Source organism: Streptomyces sp. NPDC012637 (assembly GCF_042954805.1).
Taxonomy (GTDB): Bacteria; Actinomycetota; Actinomycetes; order Streptomycetales; family Streptomycetaceae; genus Streptomyces.
Window position 1 is genome coordinate 163426 of sequence record NZ_JBIBDS010000003.1, and the last position, 24180, is coordinate 187605.

21 protein-coding genes and 3 pseudogenes are annotated in these 24180 nt (G+C 70.8%); 9 read left to right on the forward strand and 15 right to left on the reverse strand.

The annotated features are described in order from the left end of the window. Positions 1 to 64: 64 nt before the first annotated feature. A pseudogene (gene xerC, locus ACFY8W_RS13775) lies at positions 65 to 1156 on the reverse strand (tyrosine recombinase XerC); the annotation flags it as partial. Here xerC and ACFY8W_RS13780 point away from each other — a divergent pair. Together ACFY8W_RS13780 and ACFY8W_RS13785 are read left to right on the forward strand one after the other, a co-directional pair. Next, a pseudogene (locus ACFY8W_RS13780) lies at positions 1147 to 1620 on the forward strand (YdcF family protein); the annotation flags it as partial. The pseudogenes xerC and ACFY8W_RS13780 sit on opposite strands and share 10 nt — an antisense overlap. A 19-nt stretch (positions 1621 to 1639) precedes the next feature. After that, positions 1640 to 2701, forward strand: coding sequence for an HNH endonuclease (locus ACFY8W_RS13785; RefSeq protein ID WP_391104287.1), 1062 nt, complete (start codon positions 1640 to 1642; stop codon positions 2699 to 2701). 478 nt (positions 2702 to 3179) lie between these two features. Here ACFY8W_RS13785 and ACFY8W_RS13790 read toward each other — a convergent pair whose 3' ends face one another. Together ACFY8W_RS13790 and ACFY8W_RS13795 are read right to left on the reverse strand one after the other, a co-directional pair. Continuing rightward, positions 3180 to 4112 (reverse strand): hypothetical protein, encoded by a 933-nt coding sequence (locus ACFY8W_RS13790; RefSeq protein ID WP_391105518.1) that lies wholly within the window; start codon positions 4110 to 4112, stop codon positions 3180 to 3182. 301 nt (positions 4113 to 4413) lie between these two features. Then, complete coding sequence (locus ACFY8W_RS13795; RefSeq protein ID WP_391104289.1) at positions 4414 to 5340, reverse strand: DUF4365 domain-containing protein; 927 nt, start codon at positions 5338 to 5340, stop codon at positions 4414 to 4416. Between the two features lie 122 nt (positions 5341 to 5462). Between ACFY8W_RS13795 and ACFY8W_RS13800 the strand changes: the two genes are divergently transcribed. Then, positions 5463 to 6005: a DUF4231 domain-containing protein gene (locus tag ACFY8W_RS13800; protein WP_391104292.1), complete on the forward strand. Its 543-nt coding sequence runs from the start codon at positions 5463 to 5465 to the stop codon at positions 6003 to 6005. Between the two features lie 154 nt (positions 6006 to 6159). Here the strand turns inward: ACFY8W_RS13800 and ACFY8W_RS13805 are convergent, their stop codons facing one another. Beyond that, the gene (locus ACFY8W_RS13805) at positions 6160 to 6927 is read right to left on the reverse strand and encodes a UTRA domain-containing protein (protein ID WP_391104295.1); all 768 of its coding nucleotides are present in this window, start codon (positions 6925 to 6927) and stop codon (positions 6160 to 6162) included. 243 nt (positions 6928 to 7170) lie between these two features. On the opposite strand from ACFY8W_RS13805, the gene ACFY8W_RS13810 reads away from it, so the two are divergent. Continuing rightward, on the forward strand, positions 7171 to 7395 hold the full coding sequence (locus tag ACFY8W_RS13810) for a hypothetical protein (protein WP_391104298.1): 225 nt from the start codon (positions 7171 to 7173) through the stop codon (positions 7393 to 7395). Positions 7396 to 7765: 370 nt separating this feature from the next. Then, positions 7766 to 8023: a DUF2277 family protein gene (locus ACFY8W_RS13815; protein WP_391104301.1), complete on the forward strand. Its 258-nt coding sequence runs from the start codon at positions 7766 to 7768 to the stop codon at positions 8021 to 8023. Here the strand turns inward: ACFY8W_RS13815 and ACFY8W_RS13820 are convergent. The 5 genes from ACFY8W_RS13820 to ACFY8W_RS13840 all read right to left on the reverse strand — a co-directional run bounded on the left by ACFY8W_RS13820 (position 7983) and on the right by ACFY8W_RS13840 (position 13039). Then, positions 7983 to 8669: a VTT domain-containing protein gene (locus tag ACFY8W_RS13820; protein ID WP_391104303.1), complete on the reverse strand. Its 687-nt coding sequence runs from the start codon at positions 8667 to 8669 to the stop codon at positions 7983 to 7985. The genes ACFY8W_RS13815 and ACFY8W_RS13820 overlap by 41 nt on opposite strands. A 122-nt stretch (positions 8670 to 8791) precedes the next feature. Further along, positions 8792 to 9256 (reverse strand): DoxX family membrane protein, encoded by a 465-nt coding sequence (locus ACFY8W_RS13825; RefSeq protein WP_391104306.1) that lies wholly within the window; start codon positions 9254 to 9256, stop codon positions 8792 to 8794. A 213-nt stretch (positions 9257 to 9469) separates the two neighbouring features. Next, positions 9470 to 10120: a DUF1524 domain-containing protein gene (locus ACFY8W_RS13830; RefSeq protein WP_391104309.1), complete on the reverse strand. Its 651-nt coding sequence runs from the start codon at positions 10118 to 10120 to the stop codon at positions 9470 to 9472. Positions 10121 to 10859: 739 nt separating this feature from the next. Further along, a complete protein-coding gene (locus tag ACFY8W_RS13835; protein ID WP_391104311.1) occupies positions 10860 to 11531 on the reverse strand; it encodes an HAD-IA family hydrolase in 672 nt (223 codons plus the stop codon). Between the two features lie 182 nt (positions 11532 to 11713). Continuing rightward, on the reverse strand, positions 11714 to 13039 hold the full coding sequence (locus tag ACFY8W_RS13840; RefSeq protein WP_391104314.1) for a peptidoglycan-binding protein: 1326 nt from the start codon (positions 13037 to 13039) through the stop codon (positions 11714 to 11716). A gap of 154 nt (positions 13040 to 13193) precedes the next feature. Here ACFY8W_RS13840 and ACFY8W_RS13845 point away from each other — a divergent pair, with 154 nt between their 5' ends. Further along, positions 13194 to 15248 (forward strand): DHA2 family efflux MFS transporter permease subunit, encoded by a 2055-nt coding sequence (locus tag ACFY8W_RS13845; RefSeq protein WP_391104317.1) that lies wholly within the window; start codon positions 13194 to 13196, stop codon positions 15246 to 15248. Positions 15249 to 15521: 273 nt separating this feature from the next. Here the strand turns inward: ACFY8W_RS13845 and ACFY8W_RS13850 are convergent, their stop codons facing one another. Then, the gene (locus ACFY8W_RS13850) at positions 15522 to 15878 is read right to left on the reverse strand and encodes a peptidase inhibitor family I36 protein (RefSeq protein ID WP_391104318.1); all 357 of its coding nucleotides are present in this window, start codon (positions 15876 to 15878) and stop codon (positions 15522 to 15524) included. Positions 15879 to 16205: 327 nt separating this feature from the next. On the opposite strand from ACFY8W_RS13850, the gene ACFY8W_RS13855 reads away from it, so the two are divergent. Then, positions 16206 to 17714, forward strand: a complete 1509-nt coding sequence (locus tag ACFY8W_RS13855; protein ID WP_391104322.1) for a hypothetical protein — start codon at positions 16206 to 16208, stop codon at positions 17712 to 17714. A gap of 312 nt (positions 17715 to 18026) precedes the next feature. Here ACFY8W_RS13855 and ACFY8W_RS13860 read toward each other — a convergent pair whose 3' ends face one another. Beyond that, positions 18027 to 18512: a GNAT family N-acetyltransferase gene (locus ACFY8W_RS13860; RefSeq protein ID WP_391104325.1), complete on the reverse strand. Its 486-nt coding sequence runs from the start codon at positions 18510 to 18512 to the stop codon at positions 18027 to 18029. A 29-nt stretch (positions 18513 to 18541) separates the two neighbouring features. Further along, positions 18542 to 18883, reverse strand: coding sequence for an antibiotic biosynthesis monooxygenase (locus ACFY8W_RS13865; RefSeq protein WP_391104328.1), 342 nt, complete (start codon positions 18881 to 18883; stop codon positions 18542 to 18544). 208 nt (positions 18884 to 19091) lie between these two features. On the opposite strand from ACFY8W_RS13865, the gene ACFY8W_RS13870 reads away from it, so the two are divergent. Next, positions 19092 to 20516: a recombinase family protein gene (locus ACFY8W_RS13870; protein WP_391104331.1), complete on the forward strand. Its 1425-nt coding sequence runs from the start codon at positions 19092 to 19094 to the stop codon at positions 20514 to 20516. A 137-nt stretch (positions 20517 to 20653) separates the two neighbouring features. Here the strand turns inward: ACFY8W_RS13870 and ACFY8W_RS13875 are convergent, their stop codons facing one another. Continuing rightward, positions 20654 to 21070 (reverse strand): hypothetical protein, encoded by a 417-nt coding sequence (locus ACFY8W_RS13875; RefSeq protein WP_391104334.1) that lies wholly within the window; start codon positions 21068 to 21070, stop codon positions 20654 to 20656. A 90-nt stretch (positions 21071 to 21160) separates the two neighbouring features. Between ACFY8W_RS13875 and ACFY8W_RS13880 the strand changes: the two are divergent. After that, positions 21161 to 21673: pseudogene (locus tag ACFY8W_RS13880) on the forward strand (IS5 family transposase); the annotation flags it as partial. A gap of 425 nt (positions 21674 to 22098) precedes the next feature. On the opposite strand, the gene ACFY8W_RS13885 reads toward ACFY8W_RS13880, so the two are convergent. Further along, positions 22099 to 22779, reverse strand: coding sequence for a class I SAM-dependent methyltransferase (locus ACFY8W_RS13885; protein ID WP_391104337.1), 681 nt, complete (start codon positions 22777 to 22779; stop codon positions 22099 to 22101). Then, positions 22776 to 23888, reverse strand: a complete 1113-nt coding sequence (locus ACFY8W_RS13890) for a DUF2330 domain-containing protein (RefSeq protein WP_391104340.1) — start codon at positions 23886 to 23888, stop codon at positions 22776 to 22778. Before ACFY8W_RS13890 ends, ACFY8W_RS13885 begins: the two co-directional genes overlap by 4 nt. Between the last annotated feature and the right edge of the window lie 292 nt (positions 23889 to 24180).

Genomic DNA, 24180 nt, shown 5'->3' on the forward strand with positions numbered 1-24180 from the left:
GCCCCTCGCCGATCATGGCGAGGGGCCTGTGACATCCACTTTTGACATCAACGGGGACGATCGATCACGACTGGGGACGGCTCCTGAGCAGCCGATCCATGTGACTCACGGCCTCGCGCTGCGTGTCCTGGACGACGTGGGTGTAGACGTTCATCGGCACGGCGATCTGGCTGTGCCCCAGGATCTCCATCACGACCCGGGGCGGGACGCCGGCGGCGGTGAGGAGCGTCGCCGTACCGTGCCGCGCATCGTGCAGCCGGATCACCCGGAGATCGGCGTTCTTCGCGACGCGGGTGAACGAGCGGTAGAGGTTGCGCGGCTCGATGGGCTGCCCGGTGCGTGTCGTGAAGACGTACCCGGTGTCGGTCCACTTCGCCCCCGCACGCTCGCGGGCGGCGGCCTGCTTGAGACGCTGCCACCGAAGAGGCGCGACGCAGATCGCGGGAAGCGGGAGCGTCTGCTTGCGTCGGCGTCCCTTGGGGTCGTCTTCGTATACCTCCCCGGCGACCCGCTGACGCTGCGTCCTGACCCGGATCTCTCGCTTGTCGAGGTCGACGTTCTCCCAACAGAGACCGACGACCTCTCCGCGGCGGAAGTTGAGGGCGATGGCGAGGAGGAAGGCTGCGTACAGCGGGTCCTTCCGGGCGGCGGCGAGGAAGTCGACGGTCTCGTCCAGCGACCATGGGGAGAGCTCCCGCGCGGCGACGGTCGGCGTCTCGACGAGCGTCGCGACGTTCCGGCTCACGAGCTCCTCCCGACAAGCCGAAGTGAGGGCCGTGCGCAGAACTCGGTGCGAATTCCTTGGCCGTGGCGGCGCTGGTCTGCTTCTCCAGCTGGACAAGGAAGCGTCGGACGTCGGCGACGCTGAGGGATTCCAGCCGCTTGGAACGACCATCGGGACGAGGTGAAGCCGGACGTGCCCCTCGTACTTGGCCGCAGTGGTCTTCTTGCGGCGAGGCTTGACGATGTTGTCGGGCCAGTACGGCAGCCACTCGGACAGCTTCATCGAACGGGTCGGGACGGGAACGCCGTTGTCGACCTTGTCGAGGAGCGCGCGGCGCTTGGCGTCGCACTCAGCCCAGGTCTTGCCGTAGGCGAACTTCCGGGCCCGCGTGCCGTCGGGCTGAAGGACATAGACGGCAGCCTGAGGCGGTCCACTACCAGGAGAGGGCGCTCGAGCTCGGTGTCCCTAGCTCGGCCGTACTGGTGGAGCCACGCGCCCGAAACACGGGTGAGAACATTCGCTTCTCTCGGGACCTGCTGGCAGAAGCCGGCATCGATGTGACCTCCGTTCTGCTGATCAGCAAGCCTTACGAGGAACGGCGGGCGTACGCCACGGCTCGGAAGCTGTGGCCCGAGGTCGAGATCGTCAGCGCTTCAAGCCCGATGACGCTTCAGGACTACGTCGACGCCATCGGTGACGCTCGCCTGGTGATCGACATGCTTGTCGGCGCCTTGCAGCGGCTGCTGATCTACCCGGAACAGGGCTTCATAATTAGCCAGCAGGTACCAGAGGATGTGCTCGGCGCGTACGAACGCCTGTGCCGGAGGGCATCCGGCGCGTGCCCGGGCGCGCGGTGCCCCGCATTGTTGCGTCGGGAGGCAGATAACCATCAGTGATGGGCCGTACGCTGCCGCCATGCGCAGAGGAGCGATCACACAAGCAGCCGTGCTCAAGGCCATCGCGGAGTACGACGAGTTGGGACAGGCTGCGTTCCTGGCGAAGTACGGCTTTGGCGAGGCTCGCTCGTACGTTGTGGTGCACGACGGGCGGGAGTACGACTCCAAGGCCATAGCGGGCGTGGCGCATCAGTGGGAGCAGGGGCGAGCCCTCAGACCTGATGAGTTCAGCGGAGGCAAGGAGCACGCCGCGGCGTGGCTGAAGCGGGCGGGCTTTCAGGTCAAGGCCGTCAAGAATCCTGACTGGGCCCGGGACGAGATCATCCTTGCCTGTCAGCTCGTGATGGAGAACGGCTGGAAGGGGCTGGACGCTCAGGACGCCAGGGTGGTCGAGCTGTCCGGCCTGCTCCAGCTGCTTCCCATCCACGCCGAGGCGGAGCGCAACGAGAAGTTCCGTAACCCCAACGGAGTGGCGCGCAAGACCTTCGACATCGCCACGCGACATCCCGAGTACCAGGGCAAGCCCACCAACGGCGGGTCCCTCGACGTGGCGGTGCTGGTGGAGTTCCTTGCCCGGCCCGACGAGATGACCGAAGTTGCTCGGCTCATTCGGCAGGGCATTGCGGCCGGCGAGCTGCAGAGCCTTGCGCCGACCGAGGACGAGGAGTTTGACGACTACAGCGCTCCTGAGGGACGGCTCCTCATGCGCCGGCACCAGGCCCGCGAGCGGAACAAGAGCCTGCGGAAGAAGAAGATCGCTTCTGTGATTCAGCGCGGTGGGCGGCTGGCGTGTGAGGCGTGTGGGTTCGACTTCGAGGAGGTCTACGGCGACCGCGGTGCTGGGTACATCGAGTGCCATCACGTCGTGCCGTTGCACGAAGCAGGCGAGGGGCGGACCAAGCTCAGCGATCTAGCCCTCATATGTGCCAACTGTCACCGTATGATCCACCGGCGTGCGCCATGGCCGACCCCTGCGGAGCTGAGGGCCTCCATCGAGCGGAAGCATGCAGCTGACAGGCGTGCCGCGGAAGGCATCGCCCGACCGCGTAGGGCGGCTGACGAGCAGATGCTGAATCCGTGATCTGACATCCACTGCTGACATCAACGTCGGTGTACGGAGGCAGTCCCGCAGGACCGCGGGCGGCAGCCATCGCCAGGGTCGCCACGGTGCCCAACCGTCATCGGGCGAACTTACAAAGCAGATGTCGGCGGTTCGAAACCGTCCGCGCCCACCAGCAGGTAGATAGACAAAGGCCCAGGTCACCGGTACTGAACCGGGAGCCTGGGCCTTGTTCTTTCCTCGGCCGCGGGGTGGGGGAGAGGCGCCGTGTCGGATGCCTCGCCGGGTTCGGCAGGCCGGACCTTCCCGATCTGGGCGTCGATGCGAGCGGCGATAAGGCGTTGTTCGGTGCAACCCGGGACACCGGTGTCGCCGACGACGTCGAGCACCAGCCCCGGCCATGGGCTGCCGAGACGCAGAGTGGCGACGGCACCGAACCCCCCCCTTCTGGACGCTGCTCATGATGCGGGCCCGGCTGCTACGCCGGGCCCGCGGTGGATCAGGACTTCACGAGCGTGATGTCCCTGCTCAGGTCCCCGGTGTACTGGGTCACCGGGTAGTCCCTGTCAGGCGCTTCCCCCCGAGCTCGGAGTACCGCAGCACCAGGCTTGAACGCGGCATCGGGTTCGAGGTTGCTCGGGAAGGAGACCGTCCACGGCACCGGGGCTCCCGGTGTGCAGTCGACGAAGAAGGCGTCCTCGCCGTTCACCCCGGACGCCGTGGCGTGCTTCTGGATCTGATAGGCGCTGGCTCTGAAGGTGAACCGGGCGGGCTTGTTGCACGTCACGTCGCCACCCACAGTGATAACGCCGGTCTGGGTGTCGACCGTCCCCGTCGCGGCGAGGTTCACGCCGATGGCGAGCTCTTCCGGCGCCTCGGGCATGACCGCGTGCACCTCACCGCGCAGTGCGGTTCCGTTGCAGTACTGCTCGAAGGTGGCGTCGAGTTCGCTCACGTAGCCGTACGGCCCGAACGCGATGTTCTCGATGGTGAAGGAGCCGGAAGTGGGCGTGCTGCACCACTTCTCCGTCCCGTTGTCGATCCCCGAGAACTCCAGCCCCGGGTCGCCCGGCTGGATGTAGGGCCACTTCTTGGCCCCGGTGTAGGTGGTTCCCGCGGTCAGCTTCTGACCTTCCGGGGCCGAGATCAGGAGACGCCAGAGCGTCCCCTCGGCCGCGTCCACCGCGACGGTCAGGCCTTGCTCGTTGCTGCCGGCCTCGACGTCGAACAGCTGGACCGCGCCGGCCGTGTACGCGTATGACTGGCCACCCGATATGGGCTCGCCCGGCTCGCCGCTGAAGCTGAACGAGCCTGACACCGCGCTGTCAGCCTGTGCGGTGCCCGCCAGCGGTGTAGCTGTGATCGCCAAGGCGACTGCCGCGATGATGCCTGCGGATCGTGCCAGGAGGCGTCTCCGTATGCCGCTGCTCATCAAGTTCCTCCAAGTGTGGTTCCCGGCACGCGAAATGACTCCGACGACATAGGCCGCTACGGGTCAAGTGCGCACGAAAAATCAGACTTCCAGGAGGCTGGGGGACCTCCGAGTAGGGCGTTCAGAACGTACCAAGCGCCACTGACACCTCATGAAGCTCACGCGTCTCACGTTTGGCGGATGAGCGGCCACTCCGATCACCGTCGGCGCGCACGGGCACGTAGACGACGCGGACGGCGCCGATCGCCGGGGGCTTTCGTGTGTTCTGCGGCGGGTTCCACGGCCTGGTCAGTGGGCCTGGTCAGCGGGGCTGGTGGCGGAGGGTCTCCTTGAAGCGTTCGATGTGGAGGAGGCGCTCGCCCGCGTCCGTGAAGGGCATGTGAACCGGTCGTTCCTCGACGAGACTGCGCCGTGGGCCCTGCTCGGGCGGGAAGAACGCCTTGTCGAGTTCGGCGGCCGTTCTGACCAGGTCGCGGCCCTTGCGGGTCAGGGGCGCGAGGAAGACACCGACCAGCCCGTCCTCCGTGCTCCGGCGCCAGTTGTCGAAGTCCAGCCGGACCAGATCGTGCGCCACGAGGAAGGCGATGTAGCGGTCGAGGAAGGCGTAGTCGTCCGGGCCCCAGGACAGGAAGCGGTCCTCGTGATCCAGGAGCAGGTCCTTGGCGCTCCTGATCTCGAGGGCGAGGTCCATGGCGAAGTACAGGCAGTGGGCCAGGTCGGTCAGGCCGTGGAAGAAGAGGTCGAAGAAGGACTGGCTCGTCACCTTCGTCCCGTTGCTCTGCGCTGCCATCCGGTGCATCAGGTCGACCGGGTCGAAGCCCAGGGCGGGGAGCTCGCCGTCCAGGCGGAGGACGTCGAGCACGGCGGCCGGGGTGAGACGCCGGTTCTCCGGGACCGCGATCCCGGAGGTCTCTTCGTACCTGAGGTGGTGCCGGGCGTCCGCCCAGATGGTCAGGTCCTCCTCCGGGTGGTGCAGGACGACGATCACGGGGAGCGGGAACGAGGCCCAGTAGTTCCGGTGCTTGGGCTCGGGGCGGAAGTGCACGTATCCGTCGGACCGCGAGGAGAAGTACGAAGCGCCGGACTTGATCTGCACGGCCACGAGCCGCCCGGTGGCCCGGCCCTCGGGGTCCACGTATTCGATCTGGCCGTCGATGCCCACGTCGTGGGTCAGGGTCTCCCGCCACAGGCATCCGGCGTCGTTGACGACCTCGTCCACCTTCCGCACCCCCTTCGCTCCGTGAAGGTGTTGGTCGACACCTTGGGGTAGTCGTCCTGTCGAGGCACTCGGTACTCCGGGGCGGTCTTGACGGCTTGACGTGTTCGCGAGCCGGGCGGTGTACTCCGCGCATGGAAGACGTGGGGGACGCGCCCGAACTGCAGGCGCCCAGCAGTGGGATGACCGCGCAAACGTACATCGACGAACGGCTCGCGCAGTATCAGGAGTGGTACGACCGCAAGGCGACCAGGATGAAGGCGATGCATCTGCGGATGCGGACCGTCTCCGTGGTCGGGGGCGCGCTCGTGCCCGTGCTCGTGAACCTGGACCTGGGGTTCGCGCGGATCACCGCGACCGTGCTCAGCCTGGTCGTGGTGGCCTCGGTGTCGCTGGAGAGCGTGTACCGCTATCGCGAGCAGTGGAAGAACTACCGGTCGACCGAGCAACTCCTCGGGCACGAGCGGGTGTACTTCTCCGCGCGCGTCGGGCCGTACCACGGGCAGTCCGACCGGGACGCGTTCACGACGCTCGTCGCGCGCGTGGAGAAGGCGATCGCCAGCGAGAACTCGGCGACGCTCAACGTCATGACCCTCGGCGGGCAGGTCAACGCCGAGCTGCAGCAGTACGGGATCCCCGCGCAGCGCCAGGGGGAGGCGGACGCCGGCGGGAAGTGACCGGGAAGCGGGCGGGCAGCGGGCGGGAAGCAGGCAGGACGTGCGCGGGACGTGAGCGGGAACCCGCCCGAGGCCGCCGGGCGGCAGGCGGCCGCGTCGTCCGGCGGGGCCGCCGCGTAGGCACGGCCCGGGCGGGCGTTCACCGTCCAGGAGGTCAAGCGTCGAAGTCGTACTCCAGGACGTACGACGCCGAGTCCAGCGTCATCTCGTTGAGTTCGACCGCGACTCCCGCCTCCGTCAGGGCCGTTCGGGCGATCAGGATGACCGGTGTGCCGAACTCGAGGGAGAGCCGGGCCGTTTCCTCGGCCGTCGGCATGCGGCAGCGGATCTCCTCGCGGAAGTGCACCGGGCGGTGGCCCAGTTCGGTGAGGCGCGCGTACGTGCCGCCCGGGCCCGTGTCCGGTTCCGTGATGGCGGTGCCCTCGGCGAGCGCGGCCGGCAGGTACGAGACGGAGAACAGCACCGGCCGGTCGTCGAGGACGAAGCGGCGGCTGCGGACGCACACCGGATCGTCCGGGGAGTCCAGGCCGAGGATCCGGGCCACCCGCGCGCCCGCCGGGGTGGCGGCGGTCACCTCGATCCGGTCGACCACGAGCGCGCGGTCCTCGGCGACGTCCGCCGACCACACGGAGCGGCCGCTGCCCCAGTGGCCCTGGGCGAGCCGCGGGATGCCGCGGCGGCGCAGCGGGCGGAAGGAGCGGACGAACACGCCGGCGCCCTTCCGCGCCTCGGCGAGGCCTTCGTTGCGCAGCACGGACAGGGCCTGGCGGGCGGTCATCCGGGCGACGTCGTAGGTGGACATGAGGTCGTTCTCGCCGGGGAGCCGGTCGCCCGGCGCGAAGGTGCCCGCCTGGATCGCGGTTCTCAACTCGTCGGCGATCCGCTGGTACTTGGGCCGACGACCGCTTTCCGGGTCAGTCATGAGTGGACCACTCCCTTCCGTCTGCGGGACACCCTACGGCGCGCCTCTCGGAGGCAGCGGACACCGGTGGGCCGTCCCGCGCGGGCGATCCATCCTTCGGGGGACATCTCTAGAGATGCGTTGACAGAGTGCGATCTCGAGGCTTCGCTGGGTGTATCTATCTGATCTCCGCGTCGTACCGGTCTCCGCGTCGTACGGAGCGGGCGACGGAAGGGATGGACGGACCGATGGACGGAGGGCTGCGTGCAATCAGTGCCCGAGAAAGGTGACCTCGTCCGCGACACCGCCAGCGGACGGGTCGGCTTCTACGTCGCGAGCGTCGCCGGGCGCTTCCTCATCCGGCCCGTCAACGGCGGCGGCGAGTGGGAGGCCGACCCCGCCGACGTCCAGCTCGCCACGCCCATGCGGGAGCTGCGCGCCCGAGCCGCCGAGATCAACGCGCGCAGCCGCCGGGGGCTGGGGACCTGACCGGCTCGGGTGCTGATACGCGACGGCGACCTGATGTGCGACGGCGCCTGATCCGCGACGGCGACCTGGTCGGTCCAGGGTGGTCGGTCCAAGGGCCCAAGCGGTCCGGTGACCTGATCCGCGACGGCCACCTGGTCGGTCCGGTGACCTCATCCGCCACGGGGACTTGGTCGGTTCGGCGAGCTGATCCGCGACGGCGGCCTGGTCGGTGGCCGCCCGTGCGACGGTCGGGAGGTCTGGCCCGTGCGGCGGTCGGGGGTACTGGCCCGTGCGGGGGTCGGGGGTACTGGCCCGTGCGGCGGTCCGGCCCAGCCGCGGGCGGTCCGTCCGGGAGCGGCTCGTTGTCAGTGGGGCGCGTCACACTGGAGGCATGTGCCGCAGCATCAAGACCCTTCGCCCGCCCGCCCTGCCCCACGAGGCCACCGGCGACGACATCCACGCCGCCGCGTTGCAGTTCGTCCGCAAGGTCTCCGGCTTCCGCGCGCCCGCCGCCCACAACCGCGAGGTGTTCGACCGCGCCGTGGAAGAGGTCGCGGAGGCAACCGCACGCCTCCTCGCGGACCTGGAGGTCCGCGGGGCGCACCCGGTCAGGCCGCCGGCGCCGGAGCCGCAGCCGGACGCCGTATGACATAGGCCGCGAGCGAGCCCGCCAGGAAGAGCGCCAGGACCGGGACGCAGGCGCCGAGCCAGGTCGCGCCCAGCCAGCGGCCGCCGAGCCAGCCGAGCCCCACGCCGTACGTCGCCCACACCACGGCCGCCAGCGCCGACCACGGCAGGAAGTCGCGCAGCCGGCGCCCGGTCGCGCCCGCGCCGAGAGAGACGACGGAGCGGCCGGCGGGCGCGAAGCGGGCGAGGACGACGAGCAGTCCGCCGCCCCGTGCCAGGGTCTCGCCGAGACGTTCCTGCGCCGCCGTCAGGCGGCGCGAGCGGGCCACGGCGTGCCCGAACCGGGTGCCCCCGCGGCGGGCCAGGTGGTACGCGGCGAGGTCGCCGAGCATCGAGGCGGTGGCCGCGCAGATCAGCAGCGGCAGCAGGGCGGGGGCGTACGCGGCGGCTTCCGCCCCGGCCGTGCCCGTGATGCCGGTGGTCCCCGGCGTGCCCAGGGCGCCGGCCGCCGTCGCCGAGGCGGCGGTGGCGGCCGTGACCACCAGGATGCCGCTCGGCAGCACCGGCAGGAAGACGTCGAGGAGGATCGACGTCGTCACCGCCGCGTAGATCCACGGGCCCGCGGTCAGCGACTGCAGTGACCACCCCGTGCCGTCGAGCACGTTCACGGGGCCAGAGCCTACGCGGCGGCCCGTGCCCGGACGCCGACCGGGGCCGGAATCCGCCCTCGCGGTCCCCGGCCCCGGTCGGTGAACGGGCTTCGGCAGGCTTCGACCCGGCCGCGCGCGTCCTACGCGGCGACCGTCGTCGCCCGCTTCTCCTCCGAGCCCTCCGCGGCCGTGCCGCGCGCACCGAAGAGGCCGCCGAGCGCGAGCGCGCCCGGCCCGGTGAAGACGAGCAGCAGGAAGGCCCAGGCGAACAGAGCCGCGGACTCGCCGCCGTTCTGGAGCGGGAACAGCGCCTGGGACTGGTGCACGTCGAAGTACGCGTACGCCATCGAGCCGGACGCGATGAACGCCGCGCCGCGCGTACCCAGGCCCAGCAGGACCAGGCCGCCCGCGACGAGCTGGATGACCGCCGCGTACCAGCCCGGCCAGGTGCCGCTCGGGATCGTGCCGCCGCTGCCGCCGGCGCCGCCGATCCATCCGAAGAGGGAGGCGACGCCGTGGCAGGCGAAGAGCAGGCCGACGACGATCCGGAAGAGGCCGAGCGCGTAGGGCTGGGCCTGGTTCAGGCGGTTCGCAAGCGAGTTCATGGGGGAAGGACTCCTTCGGTCTGGCCCGTGCCCGGGGGCGCGGGCCGTGGGGGACGGGAACCGAGGTCCTTAGGTTAGGCACCCCTCACTATTGCTTGCAAGTTCAACAACTGATTTCGTAGCCCGTAGCCCGTAGCCCGTAGCCCGTAGCCCGTAGCCCGTAGCCCGTAGCCCGTAGCCCGTAGCCCGCGAGCCGGGCGCCGGGTGCCCGGGTCAGCAGCCGTTGAGGACCGACTGCAGCGCGCTCTTCTCCGCCGAGTCGACGCTGAGGCCGTAGTAGTACTTCACCTGGACCCACATCCGGGCGTACATGCAGTGGTACGACGTGCGCGGCGGCATCCACTCGCCCGGGTCCTGGTCGCCCTTCGACTGGTTCACGTTGTCCGTGACCGCGATCAGCTGCGGGCGGGTCAGGTCGTTGGCGAAGCCCTGACGCTTGCTGGTGGTCCAGGAGTTGGCGCCCGAGCGCCAGGCCTCCGCGAGCGGGACCACGTGGTCGATGTCCAGGTCGGAGGCGACGGTCCACGTGGCGCCGTCGTACTCGGAGAACCAACTGCCGCTGACCGCCGCACAACTGGAGTCCTGGACGACGTTGACGCCGTCGCGCTTGAGGACCACCTCGCGGGTGTTGCAGGTGCCGGACTGGGTGATCCAGTGGGGGAAGAGGTCCCGGCTGTAGCCGGTGGAGGAACCTTCCGCCTTCACCGTGAGGGAGGCGAGGTACGTGCGGGCGGTGGAGGCGCTGACAGGGGTCGGCGGGGAGGCCTGGGCCGCCGGGGCGGTGGCGAGGAGGCCGGTGACGGTCAGGGCGGCGGAGGCGGCGAGGACTGCTATGCGACGCGCGTAGACATTGGCGACGGGCATGCGAACTCCCTTGAAGTGGGGGGACCTTGACCGGATTCCGGCCCACCGGGGCTGGCCCCGGGCGCCGGGTGGCCCGGTCATCGTGGCGGCGCCTGGTTTCCGTGAGGGGTGCGCCAGGTAACAGAGTGGCGACATGCACACGTCACATCAAGGGGTGTGACGTGCCCCGGGCGTGCGGGAATTGGGTGCGTCCGGGGGAGCGCGCGTGGCGAGGAGTGGGTGCGCGGGCGCGCAGACGACTCCGCGGCGGCGCGTCACGGTGGACGCGTCGCCACGGAGTCGGTGGCCGGTGCCGAGGCCGGGCCGGCCAGGACGGTTGCCGCAGGTCGGGTCGGCCAGGACGGTTGCCTCGGGTCGGTCGGCCAGGTCAGGCGCCGAGGCCGGGCCGGCCGGGACGGTTGCCGCAGGTCGGGTCGGCCAGGGCGGCTGCCTCAGGTCGGTCGGCCAGGTCAGACACCGAGGTCGGGTCGGCCAGGTCAGGCGCCGAGGTCGGGTCGGCCAGGACGGTTGCCTCAGGCCGGTCAGCCAGGTCAGGCACCGAGGTCGGGTCGGCCAGGTCAGGCGCCGAGGTCGGGTCGGCCAGGTCAGGTGCCGAGGCCGGGCCGGCCAGGACGGTTGCGCGCCGAGGTCGGGTCGGCCAGGTCGGTCGGCCAAGACGGGCCCGCCAGCTCGGTCGGCGAGGTTCCGTGGCCGGGAAGGCTGCTGCCTCGGCCCGAGAGCGCCGAGGGGGCGTGGCCTCTCAGGCCTGCGCGAACGTCAGGGTGAGCGCGCCGTCCGCCGTCGGCTCGATCCGTACGCCCGTGAGGTCGGCGACGTGGACGTCGGGCGCGAGGGCCGCGGCCCGCGGTCCGACGCCGACCACGCGCATGCCCGCCGCGCGGCCCGCCTGGATGCCCGCTTCGGAGTCCTCGAAGACCACGCAGTCCGCCGGCTCGAAGCCCAGCGCCGCCGCGCCCTTCAGGAAGCCCTCCGGGGCCGGCTTGCTCGCGCCGACGCTCTCGGCGGTGACCCGGGTCTCCGGCAGCGACAGGCCCGCCGCGCCCATCCGGGCCCGGGCCAGTGCCTCGTCGGCCGAGGTCACCAGGGCGTGCGGCAGTCCTGCGAGTGCGGCCATGAACGCGGGCGCGCCCGGGACCGGCACGACGCCGTCGAGGTCGGCGGTCTCCTCGGCCAGCATCACCCGGTTGTCGGCGTGGTTCTCCGCCATCGGGCGGTCCGGGAGCAGCACGGCCATGGTGGCGTAGCCCTGGCGCCCGTGCACCACCGTCAGGACCTCGGCCGGGTCCAGGCCCTGCCGCTCCGCCCAGCGCCGCCAGCAGCGTTCCACGACGGCGTCGGAGTTGACGAGCGTGCCGTCCATGTCGAGCAGGAGGGCACGTGCGGTGAGCGACGCCGGGGTGCTGGCGGCCATCGGGGATCTCCAGGAGGGGTGTCGGAGATGAGGCGTGACGGTACGAAGTGGTCCCGCCCGCCGGTCAGGGAGTGCGAGCGGGGCCACTTTGTTCCTCCACGATACAAAACGTGTCGGCGCCCCGCCAATCCCGTCCGCATCGCGGGACCGGCCTCGCCCGGCGGCGGGTCCGGCCGCGGGGGTCAGCCGTCCGTCTCCGCCTCCAGCGCCTCCCGCGTGTACGGGCCGTAGACGCCCTGCGGGTCCTCCTCGATGTGCTTGTACGACTGGTAGCGCTCGACCGCCCGTTCGACCTTCCGGTTGTACGAGCCGTTGATCGGGCCGTCGTAGAGCCACAGCTCACGCAGGCGCCGCTGGAGCTCCGACACCTCCGCGCCCGAGGAGCCGAGGCTGAGCGTCGGCTCCTCGGCGGGGCCGTTCGTGGGCGCGGCCGTCGCGCTCGGGCGCGTCGGCGCGGCCGTCGTCCTCGGCGGGGTGGAGGCGCCGGTGCCGGAGGCCCCGGTCCGGATGGCCGCCGGTGACGCCGACCCGGATCCGGACGACGGGGACGGGTCGGCCGAGGCCGAAGCCGATCCGGAGGGGGTGGTGGTCGGGGCCTCGGACACGGCCACGTTCTCGGACGCGCTGGTGGTGACCTCCGGGACGGCGGCCCGGTCGTCCGTGCCGTCGTCACCGCCGATCAGCGCGGCGGCCAGGACGGCCGTGCCGACCACGGCCGCCGCGACCGCGCCCGCGATCACGGCGCCGCGCCCGCGCCGCCGCCCGGCCCCACGCCCCTCGGGGGCGTAAGCGAGGGTCAGCGCGGGACCGTCGTCCGCATGTCCGTCCGCGTATCGGTCCGCATATCCGTCCGCATGTCCATCTGCGCGGCCGTCCGGGTAGCTGTCCGGGTGGCCGCCCGGATATCCGCTCAGGTGGCCGTCGGGGCGGTCACCCGCGTGGTCGGCCTCGTGCCCGCCGTACGGGTTCTCGTACGCCGCGGTCGACGCCGCCCCCGCCGGCCCCATCCCGTTCGGCGCCATCCCGTTCGGCGCCACCCCGACCGGCGTCACCCCGCCCGCGGCCCCGGGCAGCAGAAGCTCCATCGTCTCCGGCCCTCCGGCCGGCTCCGCCCCGCCCCGCACCTCCTGCGCGCGCACCTGCCCCTGCACCGGCGCTTCAGCGGGCATCGACCCACCCCCCGGCATCGACCATGCACCCGGCATCGGTCCGACCCCGGGCATCGCCCCACCCGCCGCCATCGACCCCGCCGCCGGCATGGGCCCGCCCGCCGTCTGCATGGGCCCGCCGGCCGCCGACGGACCACCGCCCGCCTCCGGCGCCGCGGCCCCGCCCGCCTCCGGCGGTACCGACGGCTCGCCCTCCGTGGCGCTCAGCGTCACGTACGGCCGGATGCGCAGCGGGTCGAAGTCCTCCGCCGCGGCCAGCTCGGCGGCCTGCGCCTGCGCGCGCTCGCAGGCGCAGCCAGGTCTGTGTACACCGCATTCGAGACAGACGTGTCCGGACATCGATGGGTCCCCTCCCCGGTCAACTCCGAGCGATTATGCAGGCCGGTCACTGCCACAGGGTGAACAGCTGTGCTCCTCCGCAGGCCAGAACGGGGCAAACACCCCAGGATGGTGAGGTGTCGGAGCCCCACGGCCCGGACCGGAGGAGACGCCCATGGCCCAGGAAGTACGCGCGCCGCACGCCGGTGGCGGCCCCGTGCCGGGGGAGGGGCAGAGCCACCGCACCGTCATCGTCGCGATCGGCGCGCTGCTGCTCGGCATGCTCCTCGCCGCCCTGGACCAGACCATCGTCTCCACCGCTCTGCCGACCATCGTCAGCGAGCTCGGCGGCATGGAGCACCTGTCCTGGGTCGTCACCGCCTACATGCTGGCCTCGACCGCCGCCACGCCCCTCTGGGGCAAACTCGGCGACCAGTACGGGCGCAAGAAGCTCTTCCAGGGCGCCATCGTCATCTTCCTCGCCGGCTCGGCACTCTGCGGCATCGCCCAGAACATGCCCCAGCTCATCGGCTTCCGCGCGCTCCAGGGCCTCGGCGGCGGCGGACTCATGGTCCTGTCCATGGCGATCGTCGGCGACCTCGTCCCGCCCCGCGAACGCGGCCGCTACCAGGGCCTCTTCGGCGCGGTCTTCGGCGCCACCAGCGTCCTCGGCCCGCTGCTCGGCGGCCTGTTCACCGAGCACCTCTCGTGGCGGTGGGTCTTCTACGTCAACCTGCCGATCGGGATCGTCGCCCTCTTCGTCATCGCCGCCGTCCTGCACATCCCGGCCCGCGCGACCCGCCACCGCATCGACTACCTCGGCACCTTCCTCATCGCCTCGGTCGCGACCTGTCTGGTCCTGGTCGCCTCGCTCGGCGGCACCACGTGGGACTGGGGCTCGCCGCAGATCGTCGGCCTCGTCGTCCTCGGCGCCGTGCTCCTCGCCTGGTTCGTGTACGTCGAGCGGCGCGCCGCCGAACCGGTCCTCCCGCTCAAGCTGTTCCGGATCCGCACCTTCACCCTGGTCTCCGTCATCAGCTTCGTCGTCGGCTTCGCCATGTTCGGCGCGATGACCTATCTGCCGACCTTCCTCCAGGTCGTCCAGGGCGTCAGCCCCACGATGTCCGGCGTGCACATGCTGCCCATGGTCGTCGGCATGCTGCTCACCTCGACCGCCTCCGGGCAGATCGTGTCCCGCACCGGCCGCTGGAAGGTGTTCCCGATCGCCGGGACCGCCGTCACCGCGCTCGGTCTGCTGCTCCTCCACCGGCTCACCGAGACCAGCTCCACCTGGGAGATGAGCGTCTGCTTCTTCGTCTTCGGCGCCGGACTCGGTCTCGTCATGCAGGTCCTGGTCCTCGTCGTGCAGAACGCCGTCTCCTACGAGGACCTCGGCGTCGCCACCTCCGGAGCCACCTTCTTCCGCTCCATCGGCGCCTCCTTCGGCGTCGCGATCTTCGGCACGATCTTCACCAGCCGGCTCACCCACAAGCTGGAGGACGCCCTCGCCGGCCAGGACGTCCCGCCCGGCACCGGCCCCGACCAGCTCGCCGCCGACCCGCGCGCCCTCGCCGGGCTCCCGCCCGGGCTGCAGCCCGCCGTCCTGCACGCCTACGCCACGTCCATCACCGACGTGTTCCTGTACGCGGCGCCGGTCGTCCTCGTCGCCTTCGTCGTCGCCTGGTTCCTCAAAGAGGACCCGCTGCGCGGCTCCGTCACCGCGCCCGACACCAGCCAGACCCTCGCCTCCAACCCGGTCGAGCGCTCCTCGTACGACGAGTGCGCCCGCGCCCTGTCGGTGCTCGGGTCGCGGGAGGGCCGCAAGGCCGTCTACGAGAAGATCACCGCCCGCGCCGGGCTCGACCTGCTGCCCGCGTCGAGCTGGCTGCTGCTGCGGGTCCGCCGCCACGGCGCCGTCGAGCCCGCCCGGCTCGCCGACGCCACGCCCGTACCGCTGAGGGCGATCACCGAGGCCGCCCGGCAGCTGGAGGAGCGGCGGCTGGTGACCAGGGAAGGGCTCCAGCTGGTGCTCACCGAGGACGGGGCCCGGACGGCGGTACGGCTCGCCAAGGCGCGTGAGGACTCGCTGTCCGAGCTGCTCGGCGACTGGTGGGGGCCGGACCGGCCCACCGACCTGGTGAAGCTGGTCGAGGAGCTGACGGCCGAGCTGGGCGGCTCCGACGCGGAACGGCCCCGCTCACCGGAGCCGCCGCGCGACCACCACGCCTAGGGCCGTGCCGCCGAACGTTTCCATGAATCGCCCACCACCGCCCGGCGGTGGGCCGCCCGCTGCCGTGCCCTGGGCGAGGCCGGCATCCCGACGCACCAACGGCGCGAACACCTCCGCCGCGAACTCCTCCAACCGGCCCCGCACCGCGGCGAGCTCCCCAGCCCTCGTACAGCCGGCGAACTGCCGCACACCCACCACGACAAGACCAGACGGAGATCCGCGAAACCCCTCGAGACGTTGTCCGCCTGGGCACACCGCGCAGTACCGGCCCGCTCATGCCAGGGTGATGCCGCGGTAGAGGAAGGTACGGGCGCTGTCATACTCACCCCAGCCGAAGCGCTCGTGTTGGCCCGAGCAGTCCTCGTGTTCCCAGACGACGACCGCCAACGACTGGCTGTTGTTGTGAAAGGACTGGCCTTCGATGTAGTCGCCCCAACGGCACTCTCCCGGCCGAGGAAGCTGCATCTCCGTTCGGCCGCCCTCGAAGAAGAGGGCGGTGTACATGCACATCCTTTCCTGCGGGCAGTCGGGGATGCCCCGAGGCGCCGCGGCGGCGCCGGCGGAGGCAGGGAGTGTCACCGTGGCGGTGAGCAGAGCCGTCGCAGCAGCGAGGACAAGTTTCGTGCGCACGCAAACCTCCGTGTGATTTTCTCCAGGAGTATCCCGCTCACCCAATTCCCATGCGCCTCCTCCCTGCACGTCAGCCATAAAGGGAGGAGCGTTCGAGCCCGAATGTGCTCCGCACGAACACCGGCGCGAAATCCGTCCGTCTCTTAGGGTCAGTTCCTGCATGCGGCCGGTGGTGCGTGAACGGTCGGCGTCGTCGAAGGCACAGCACCGCAGCCGCGGCGATGGGATCCGACGGACTCTCCTGATGATCCTTGCCGACGGATCAGTGGATCATTACTGTGCCTCGTTTGATCTTCCGAGCGTTTCCGCCCCAAGCGAGGTACGAGAATGAGACAGGCAGCGCGCCGCCTGGCGGTGCTGTGTTCCGCTCTGTTCGCGGTGATAGCGATGACACCGGCGCAGGCCCAGGCGGTGGAGAGCCGGTCCGTGCCCGTCACGGCGAGCGACAAGTACGCGCTCAGGTCCGTGGGCGCCGGGAATCTCTACGTGTCGGTGGAGATTTCCAAGACCGGCAGCGGGGAGGCCATGCTCCGCGCGCGCACCTCTGCCGCCTCGCCGGCCGATCTGGGGTCCTGGGAGAAGTTCACCCTGCACACCGACGACAAGGGGGTGACCGCCACCCTGCGTTCGGAGGCGAACGGGAACTACGTCACGACCGAGCGCAGCTATACGGGCAGCTACCAGAACCTGCTGCGCGCCCGGGGCACCACTTCCGGCGAATGGGAGAAGCTCCGCCTGGAGAAGCAGACCGACGGCACGTACGCCCTGAAGGCCGCAACGAACGACGGCTACCGGTACGTGACCGCCGAGGTCCAGGACCCCGGCGCGGACGCGGGGCTGCTGCGCGCCCGCGGCACCTCCGTCGGTTCCTGGCAGAAGTTCCAGCTCGTCTACCTCGCCGAGGAGAACGCGAGCGACCTGGGAGGCCGCCCCGCCCCCGCCTCCCCCGCTCCGGCCGCCGACTTCCGCGTGATGTCGTGGAACGTCTGCGCGAACCACAACTCCGCCTGCGCCAACCATCGCGTGGAAGGCCCGTCCCTGGCCTCGCAGATCATCGGCCGGATGGGCACCGACGCGGAGGCACGCACGTACCGCGCCGTCTTCCTCCAGGAGATGTGCGAGTCGCACGCCAAGTCCATCGAGACCGCCCTCGAGGCGAAGACGGGCACCGGATGGGACGTGCGCTTCGCGCCCATCAAGTTCACCGTCGACGGCTCCTCGCTGGAGGCCGCGAGGACCTGTGACAACGCCGGTTCGTCGGGCGCCTGGAAGGACCGCGGCTCCTACGGCATCGGACTCGCCCTGCCGGACGCCAACGAGTGGTACCACTCGTACGACCTGCCGTCCCCGCAGAACCAGACCATCGACGGCACGTGGGTGCGCATGGAGCAGCGGGCCGGCATGTGCGCCGTCCTCCCGGCGCAGGCCCTGCAGTTCTGCACCGCCCACTTCAGCGCCGGCCTGCCGACGGACGACGCGGACGGCACGAAGCGCGCCGAGCAGGCCGCGGAGATGCAGAGGATGGTCCGCTCGTACACGATGGCCGGCTACCGCACCGTCTACGGTGGCGACTTCAACTCCGTCCCTCCGGACTCCGCCTCGCCGGACACCCCCAAGGACATCATGACGTCCGCCTACGCGGCGGACGAGGAGTGCGACGAGGGCCTGTCGAGCACGCGGCCGCGTGACGGCCGGTCGACGAAGCCGCTGGCGACCCGCAGCATCAAGATCGACTACCTGTTCGGTCCCCCGTCGGGCACCGTCGTGTCGTGCGCGGTGACGACCGACGCGGGCCAGTCCGACCACTACCCGATCACGGGTCGGTTCAGCTTCTGAGCGAAGCGGGGGCCCCGGTTCAGAGCGCCTGCGGGTGCCCGGGCCGGGGCCCCGTCGTCGTCGCGGCCGGCCGACGCCGTCCCGTTTCGGCCGAGCCCGGCCTGCAGCGGATCTCCACCTGATCAGACCATCCGGGACCTGGACCGGCTGATGTGTCGTCGCGCTCTCCCGGTGGCCCGCCGAGGAGACCGCCCCCGGCCTGCTGCTGGATCTCCAAGCTGCCGCCGGACACGCCCGTCGAAGCCGTGCTGCGGTGGGCGAAGATGCGGTGGCGGATCGAGCACGACTGGCAAGATCATTTGAAGGCGCCGCCTAGAGCTCCTTGCCGTACCAGATCTCCATGTACGGGCCCGAGCAGTACGCCGGGATCTCCGCGTAGCCGTTGCGCGTGTACAGCGCCCGCGCCTCCACCAGGTCCAGGCGGGTGTTGAGGACCGTGCGGCGGGCGCCCAGTGCGCGCGCCGCGTCCTCCAGGCCGTGCAGGAGGAGGTCCGCGCCGCCGGTGCCGCGGAAGGAGGGGCGGATGAACACGCGGGTCAGCTCGGCGCGTTCGGCGTCGAGCAGTACGAGGCCGCCGCAGGCGGCCGGCTCGCCCTCGTAGCGGCCGACGAGGAAGGCACCGGTGGGCGGGGCGAGCAGGTCGAGCCCGTCGTCGATCATCTCCTGGTCGTACTCGTCCTCGGTCAGGACGCGCTGGAAGTAGCGGCCGGCGACGTCGCCGTAGTAGTCGCGGCGCAGGACGGTGGCGTCGGGAGCGTCGGCGCGCTCGGGAGAGAAGGACCAGGTCATGCGCGCCATTCTGCGGCGCGCACGACCCGGGACGCAGCTCAATTCCTGGGCGACGCCTGCTGGACGACTTCGAACGACCACAGGGTCGATCCGGTCGCGGCCGGCTTGGGCCGCCCGCCCTCCGCGCCGCCCTCGCCCGCCGGGGTGCCCTGGTGCGCGGCCTTCATGGAACCGTTCATCCAGTTCTGGAAGTCCTCCTCGCTGCGCCAGCGGGTGTACACCAGGTACTGGTCGGTGCCCTCCAGCGGGCGCAGCAGCTCGAACCACTCGAAGCCGTCCGAGCCCTCGACGGCGCCGGCGCGCGAGGCGAAGCGCTGCTCCAGGACCTCGCGCTGCTCGGCGGGCACGGTCAGGACGTTGATCTTTACCACACTAGGCACATGACACCTCTCAGGAAGCACAGGCCGGGCGCTGCGCCGAGCCTTGATCACGTACGAGCAGTCTCGTACATCCGCCAGTCAAAGCGGCGTGAGGACGACTCGCAGGCATCGCCCGTGGCGCAGCGCGAACGGTGCGCCTCGCTGATCGCGTCGAAGGGGTGGAGCGACGCGGGCCACTTCGAGGACGTGGGCAAGTCGGGGTGGGACCATGCGGATCATCGAGGAGCTGGAGACGCACGGCGTCCGGCTGGTGAGCGTCGAGGAGCCGTACCTCGACACGTCCACCCCGGTCGGGGTCGGCATCCTCGCCATCATCGCGGGTCTGGCGCAGCAGGAGTCCGACATGAAGTCGGCGTACGTCTCCGCCACCAAGGGCACGCTGCGGCGGGCCGGTAGCCATGTCTCCGGCGTCGCTCCGTACGGCTTCACGGCGGAGAGGGCGACCAGCGGCAAGCTGTCGGTCGTCCGACTCGTCCCGGACCCGGTGGAAGCCCCGCACGTCCGTGACATGGCCAAGTGGGCGGCGGAAGGCATCTCCGCCTCGCAGATCGCCAAGCGGTTCAATGAGGACGGCGTACCCACGAAGGCGGAGTCCCTGGGGGAGTCGGGGGCCAAGCGCCTCGCCTCGCGCCGTGCACGCGGAGTCTCGGAAGCCGTGGAGCGGCCCGCGTGGGTGTCGTCCACCGTCCTGCGCATCCTGCGGGACCCGCGCCTTGCGGGGCACGCGATCGAGTGGCAGGGACGGGTACAGGCGACCAAGGACGCCGATGGCAACCCCGTCCCCGGCAAGACGGGGAAGCGCGTCATCCTGCGTGACGACGAAGGGCAGCCCGTCCAGTCACACGAAGCGCTGATCCCCACGGATGAGTGGTGGAAGCTTCAGCACGTGCTGGACGGCCGGACGCAGGTGGTCGTACGAGCGGGCCGACGCATCCCGACCCTGCTGGCCGGACACGGCCTGCTGTTCTGTGACGTCTGCGGTTCCGTGATGGTGACCGACCGGCGGGCTGGGAAGTTCTACTACAAGTGCAACCGGGCCGGGGGAGTGGTCCCGGGCCACGGTGGTCTCGTCATCGGCCAGGACGCGGCAGACAGCGAGACCGCCGGCCGGGTGTGGGCACGTCTCACGGCCATGGACCCCGATGACCCAGAAGACCTTGAGTGGCTGGCCGAGGCGTCGCGGCGCTTCGCCCGCCAACAGGACACGTCCCAGCCAGACGCGGAACGCGCGGCGGTACGAGCCGAGTTGGAACACGTACGGGAGTCCCGCCGCATCCTCCACGTGGACCGGCTGGCCGGCGTCTACGCCGACGAGACCGGTGCGCAGATGTTCAGGGAGTCCATGGCGCGGTTGGCTGCCCACGAGGAGCGGACGGCCGAACGGCTGGCGGAGCTGGAGGCGACCGGCAACCGAAGCATCCAGATTCCCAACGATTGGACGAGCGTGGACGGAGACCCCATCGGGGAGGGGTCGACATGGGCGGCGTGGGACCTGAAGAAGAAACGGGAGTTCCTGGCGCTTTTCGTCGACTCCGTGAGGATCACCAAGTCCGTCGGTAGGGGCCGGAACGCGAACACGCGCGACCGTGTGATCGTGCGGTGGGCTGAGGCGCCTGATTCTGCGGGAGCCTGAGCTGCTTGAGAGTTGCTGTACGGTCCGCCGCTAGGACCTGTCCGGCCGATCACTCCAGCTGTGTCGGGGCGAGTAGCCGCTCGTGCTGTCCCGGTGAGGGATGGGACCACGACTACAGGAATGTCAGCGGGATGAGGTCAGGGCGCGAAGTACCAGCAGTACAGGCTCGGGCCTCTCTCCGCACGACTCATGACTAGGGCTGACAGACGCTCAAGGAGGTCGACGGCACTGCTCGGCCCAATCTCATCGCCCATCTCGGAGGCGGTCTTGGCCCACGTGAGAGCGGTAGTTCTGAGCTGATCCGTTCTTGCCCTGGCCAAGGCCGTCGAGAGCGCCTGCGGAACAGCGAAGACAGTGAAGCCATCGTTGGCCATGGGCACCACGTACCGGAGCGGACTCTCCGCCCCCGTCAACAGAGCTTCCCACCTCGGAACTGCGTCATCCGGATAGATGCCGTCACACAGCACGGCAGGAAAATCATGGCTCTTGCGCGGCCCTACCCGCACTGCTGACTCGTCGTCTTCAGCTAGGAAGAACTCTCCTACAAGCACCATCCGCTGATTTTGGCATGTCTTGGTACCCGGGAGCACGACCGAGTGACTGCTCCGCCGCCAGGGCGTTAGTGCGGGCATGGGGCGGGTGATCTGACGGATGCCGAGTGGGAACGACTGCGGCCGTTCCTCCCGGTCAGCAACCGGCGTTGTGGCAGGTGGCGGGATTACCGGCAGGTGATCGACGGGATTCTGCACCGGGTGCGAACCGGGGTTCAGTGGCGTGACCTGCCCGAACGGTTCGGCCCGTGGAAAACCGTCTATCAACGCCACCGGCTCTGGTCCGCCGACGGCACCTGGGAGCGACTGCTCCAGCAGGTCCAGGCAGCAGCCGACGCGGCGGGCGAGATGGACTGGAACATCTCGGTAGGCTCCACCATCGTCCGCGCGCATCAGCATGCGGCCGGCGTCCCCACCGACCCGCCACCGGCACCCGTGTCAAAAGGGGCCGACGAGGTGGAACACCAGGACGAGACGCCGTGGCAGAGCCTGGTCGCCCGCCTGGTGGATGGTGCGGGAAGCGAGGGCCTGGGCCGCTCGCGCGGCGGGTTCACCAGCAAGCTCCACCTGAGCGCGTACGGTCGCCGCCGCCCACTGTCCCTCATCGTCACTCCAGGTCAGCGGGCTGACTGTACCCAGTTCAAGCCGGTCCTGGGAGAAGATCCGGGTGCCCAGATCTGGCCTGGGACGACCACGCAAGAAGCCGGACAGCCTTGCGGCCGACAGGGCTTACAGCAACGGTCCGATCCGCGAGTACCTGCGACGGCGGGGCATCCGGCACACGATCCCGGAGAAGACCGACAGCCAGGCCGCCCGCCTACGCAAAGGCTCACGCGGCGGGCGTCCACCCGGCTTCGACAAGGGCCGCTACAGAAAGCGTGACGTTCCTGAGCCTCGCCGGTTCACGGGTCGCCCAAGAAAAGCCCCGGTAGTCCCTCAGGGACCGCCGGGGCTTTGCTGCGCCCGCGGCGGGGCCGACAGACCAGCGGGCGGGGCAGCTCATGAAGAGCAGGATAGGCGGCGTCCGCCGCCTACGCGGGGTCCACCACCCGGGCGATCAGCAGACCGTCGTAGCCCTTCGTGCCGACCGTCTGGAAGGCCGTGGCGTCCAGCCTCGGCTCGGCCGCGACCAGGTCGAACATCTCGCGGGTGCCGGTGACCGCCGGGTCGTCCGGGTGTTCGCTGGCGATCTTGCCGCCGCGCACGACGTTGTCGACGACGATGAGCGCGCCCGGCCGTGACAGCTTCAGCGCCCAGCTGACGTAGTGCGGGTTGTTGACCTTGTCGGCGTCGATGAAGACGAAGTCGAACGGGCCCACGCCCTCCTGCTCGAGGAGCGGCAGGGTGTCCAGGGCGGGGCCGACCCGCACCTCGACGGTCTTGTCGAGGCCGGCCCGGGCGAGGTTGCCGCGGGCCACGTCCGCGTGCTTCGGGTCGTACTCCAGGGTGACGAGCCGGCCGTCGGCGGGCAGGGCGCGGGCCAGCCAGATGGTGCTGTAGCCGCCGAGGGTGCCGATCTCGAGGACGTTCCTGGCGCCCTGCGCGGCCACGAGCAGGTGGAGCAGCTTGCCCTGGTTGGCGGCGACGGCGATCTCGGGCAGACCGGCGGCCGTGGAGTCGGCGAGCGCGGCGGTCAGCGCCTCGTCGGCCGGGGCCAGCAGCTCGGTGAAGTAGTGGTCGACGGTGGTCCATTGGGCCTGATCGTTGCTCATGCAGCCGAACGTACACCGCCGGACGCCGCGGCGGGTCGCGCGTTTCGCGCCCGCGCCACGGTGAACCCGCCCGCCACGAGCAGCACGAGCGTGCCGGCCACGGTCAGCAGCCAGACCGGGACGCCGTCGCCGACCGTCCACAGCCGGTCGTCCCAGATCACCTCGCGGTACGGGGTGTCGGCGGGCGCGCGGACGAGTTCGTGGTCGCCGTCGATGCGGGCGGGCTCGGGGAAGGACTGGTCGACGGCGGTGAGGAACACCCGTCCTGGTCCGGTGAGTTCGGCGACGGCCCCGGTCGGCCTGTCGATCGTGCCGGCGAAGAGCACCTCGGGGCGGTCGCCGCCGATGGCGTCCTTCGGTTCGGTGCGGTGGCCCGCGAGCACGTACAGGCCGAGGGACTGCGGGGTGGTGGCGAGGCGGGAGAGCCGCATCGGGTAGACGGGCCGGTCGTTCGCGAACGTGATCCGGAGCGGGTCGAGTTCGCCGTAGAGCTTCTCGCCGGGCTTCTCCGGTGCGAGGCGGACGGCGACGTACTCCCACTTCCGCTCCACGTACGGCCGCAGTCCTTCCTCCAGCCGGTCGGAGAGCTCGAAGCCGTTGCGGTGCAGCCAGTCGCCGAGCGCGGTCGGGTCGGTGGCGGTGAGCCGGGCCACGTCGAAGGGGCCGAGGCGCTCACGGCCGACGACTCCGACGCCGCCGGCCCGCCCGGGCGGTGCGGCGCCCGCGCCGTCCAGCTCGCCCCACGAGAAGGGCCAGTCGCCGCCGCGCGGCCAGAAGTAGTCCCGGTCGCGGTGCTCGGGGGCGGTGAGCCGGTCGAGCTCGTCGAAGAGCTTCGGGTCGCCGAGCTCGACCTCGGCGCGGTGCGGCACCGGCATGATCCAGGCTGCCTTCTCCGCGTCGCCGTGCACGGTGAAGCGCATGACGATCCGCTCGGTGCCGGTGCGCTCGTCCCAGTGCACAGCCGAGGTCTCCCGGTCGACGCCGATCCGGTCCATCCGGTTGGTGACCATGGCGCCGCAGCCGCAGGCGTAGGCCGGCGCGACGAGCGAGCCGAGCTGGAGCGCGAGCAGCGCGACGATCGTCGTGAGAAGTCTGTGTGTCCCCCGCATGCCTGCTCCGACGCAGGAACGGATCTTCCGGTTCCACTCCCGTGGCGCGTGCGGGAGGCGGGGCGCGGGCGTGGAAGTGCGCCCCGCCTCCCGGGCGTACGCGGGCTACCCAGGGCCCGCCCGGCGGACCAAGGCCTGTTCGGCGGACCGGGGCCCGCCCGGCGGACCAAGGCCTGTTCAGCGGACCGGGGGCCTGTTCGGCGGACCGGGGCCCGTCCGGCGGACCAAGGCCCGTCCGGCGGACCGGGGTCTGTCCGGCCGGCCAGGGCCTCCGGCTGACAGGGACGCGTCC

Bases quoted from the DNA above. Each gene is read 5' to 3' on its own strand.
- ACFY8W_RS13785 (WP_391104287.1), top strand. From the start codon at position 1,640: ATGCGCAGAGGAGCGATCACACAAGCAGCCGTGCTCAAGGCCATCGCG.
- ACFY8W_RS13790 (WP_391105518.1), bottom strand. From the start codon at position 4,112: ATGAGCAGCGGCATACGGAGACGCCTCCTGGCACGATCCGCAGGCATC.
- ACFY8W_RS13800 (WP_391104292.1), top strand. From the start codon at position 5,463: ATGGAAGACGTGGGGGACGCGCCCGAACTGCAGGCGCCCAGCAGTGGG.
- ACFY8W_RS13805 (WP_391104295.1), bottom strand. From the start codon at position 6,927: ATGACTGACCCGGAAAGCGGTCGTCGGCCCAAGTACCAGCGGATCGCC.
- ACFY8W_RS13815 (WP_391104301.1), top strand. From the start codon at position 7,766: ATGTGCCGCAGCATCAAGACCCTTCGCCCGCCCGCCCTGCCCCACGAG.
- ACFY8W_RS13825 (WP_391104306.1), bottom strand. From the start codon at position 9,256: ATGAACTCGCTTGCGAACCGCCTGAACCAGGCCCAGCCCTACGCGCTC.
- ACFY8W_RS13830 (WP_391104309.1), bottom strand. From the start codon at position 10,120: ATGCCCGTCGCCAATGTCTACGCGCGTCGCATAGCAGTCCTCGCCGCC.
- ACFY8W_RS13835 (WP_391104311.1), bottom strand. From the start codon at position 11,531: ATGGCCGCCAGCACCCCGGCGTCGCTCACCGCACGTGCCCTCCTGCTC.
- ACFY8W_RS13840 (WP_391104314.1), bottom strand. From the start codon at position 13,039: ATGTCCGGACACGTCTGTCTCGAATGCGGTGTACACAGACCTGGCTGC.
- ACFY8W_RS13845 (WP_391104317.1), top strand. From the start codon at position 13,194: ATGGCCCAGGAAGTACGCGCGCCGCACGCCGGTGGCGGCCCCGTGCCG.
- ACFY8W_RS13855 (WP_391104322.1), top strand. From the start codon at position 16,206: ATGAGACAGGCAGCGCGCCGCCTGGCGGTGCTGTGTTCCGCTCTGTTC.
- ACFY8W_RS13860 (WP_391104325.1), bottom strand. From the start codon at position 18,512: ATGGCGCGCATGACCTGGTCCTTCTCTCCCGAGCGCGCCGACGCTCCC.
- ACFY8W_RS13870 (WP_391104331.1), top strand. From the start codon at position 19,092: ATGCGGATCATCGAGGAGCTGGAGACGCACGGCGTCCGGCTGGTGAGC.
- ACFY8W_RS13875 (WP_391104334.1), bottom strand. From the start codon at position 21,070: ATGGTGCTTGTAGGAGAGTTCTTCCTAGCTGAAGACGACGAGTCAGCA.
- ACFY8W_RS13885 (WP_391104337.1), bottom strand. From the start codon at position 22,779: ATGAGCAACGATCAGGCCCAATGGACCACCGTCGACCACTACTTCACC.
- ACFY8W_RS13890 (WP_391104340.1), bottom strand. From the start codon at position 23,888: ATGCGGGGGACACACAGACTTCTCACGACGATCGTCGCGCTGCTCGCG.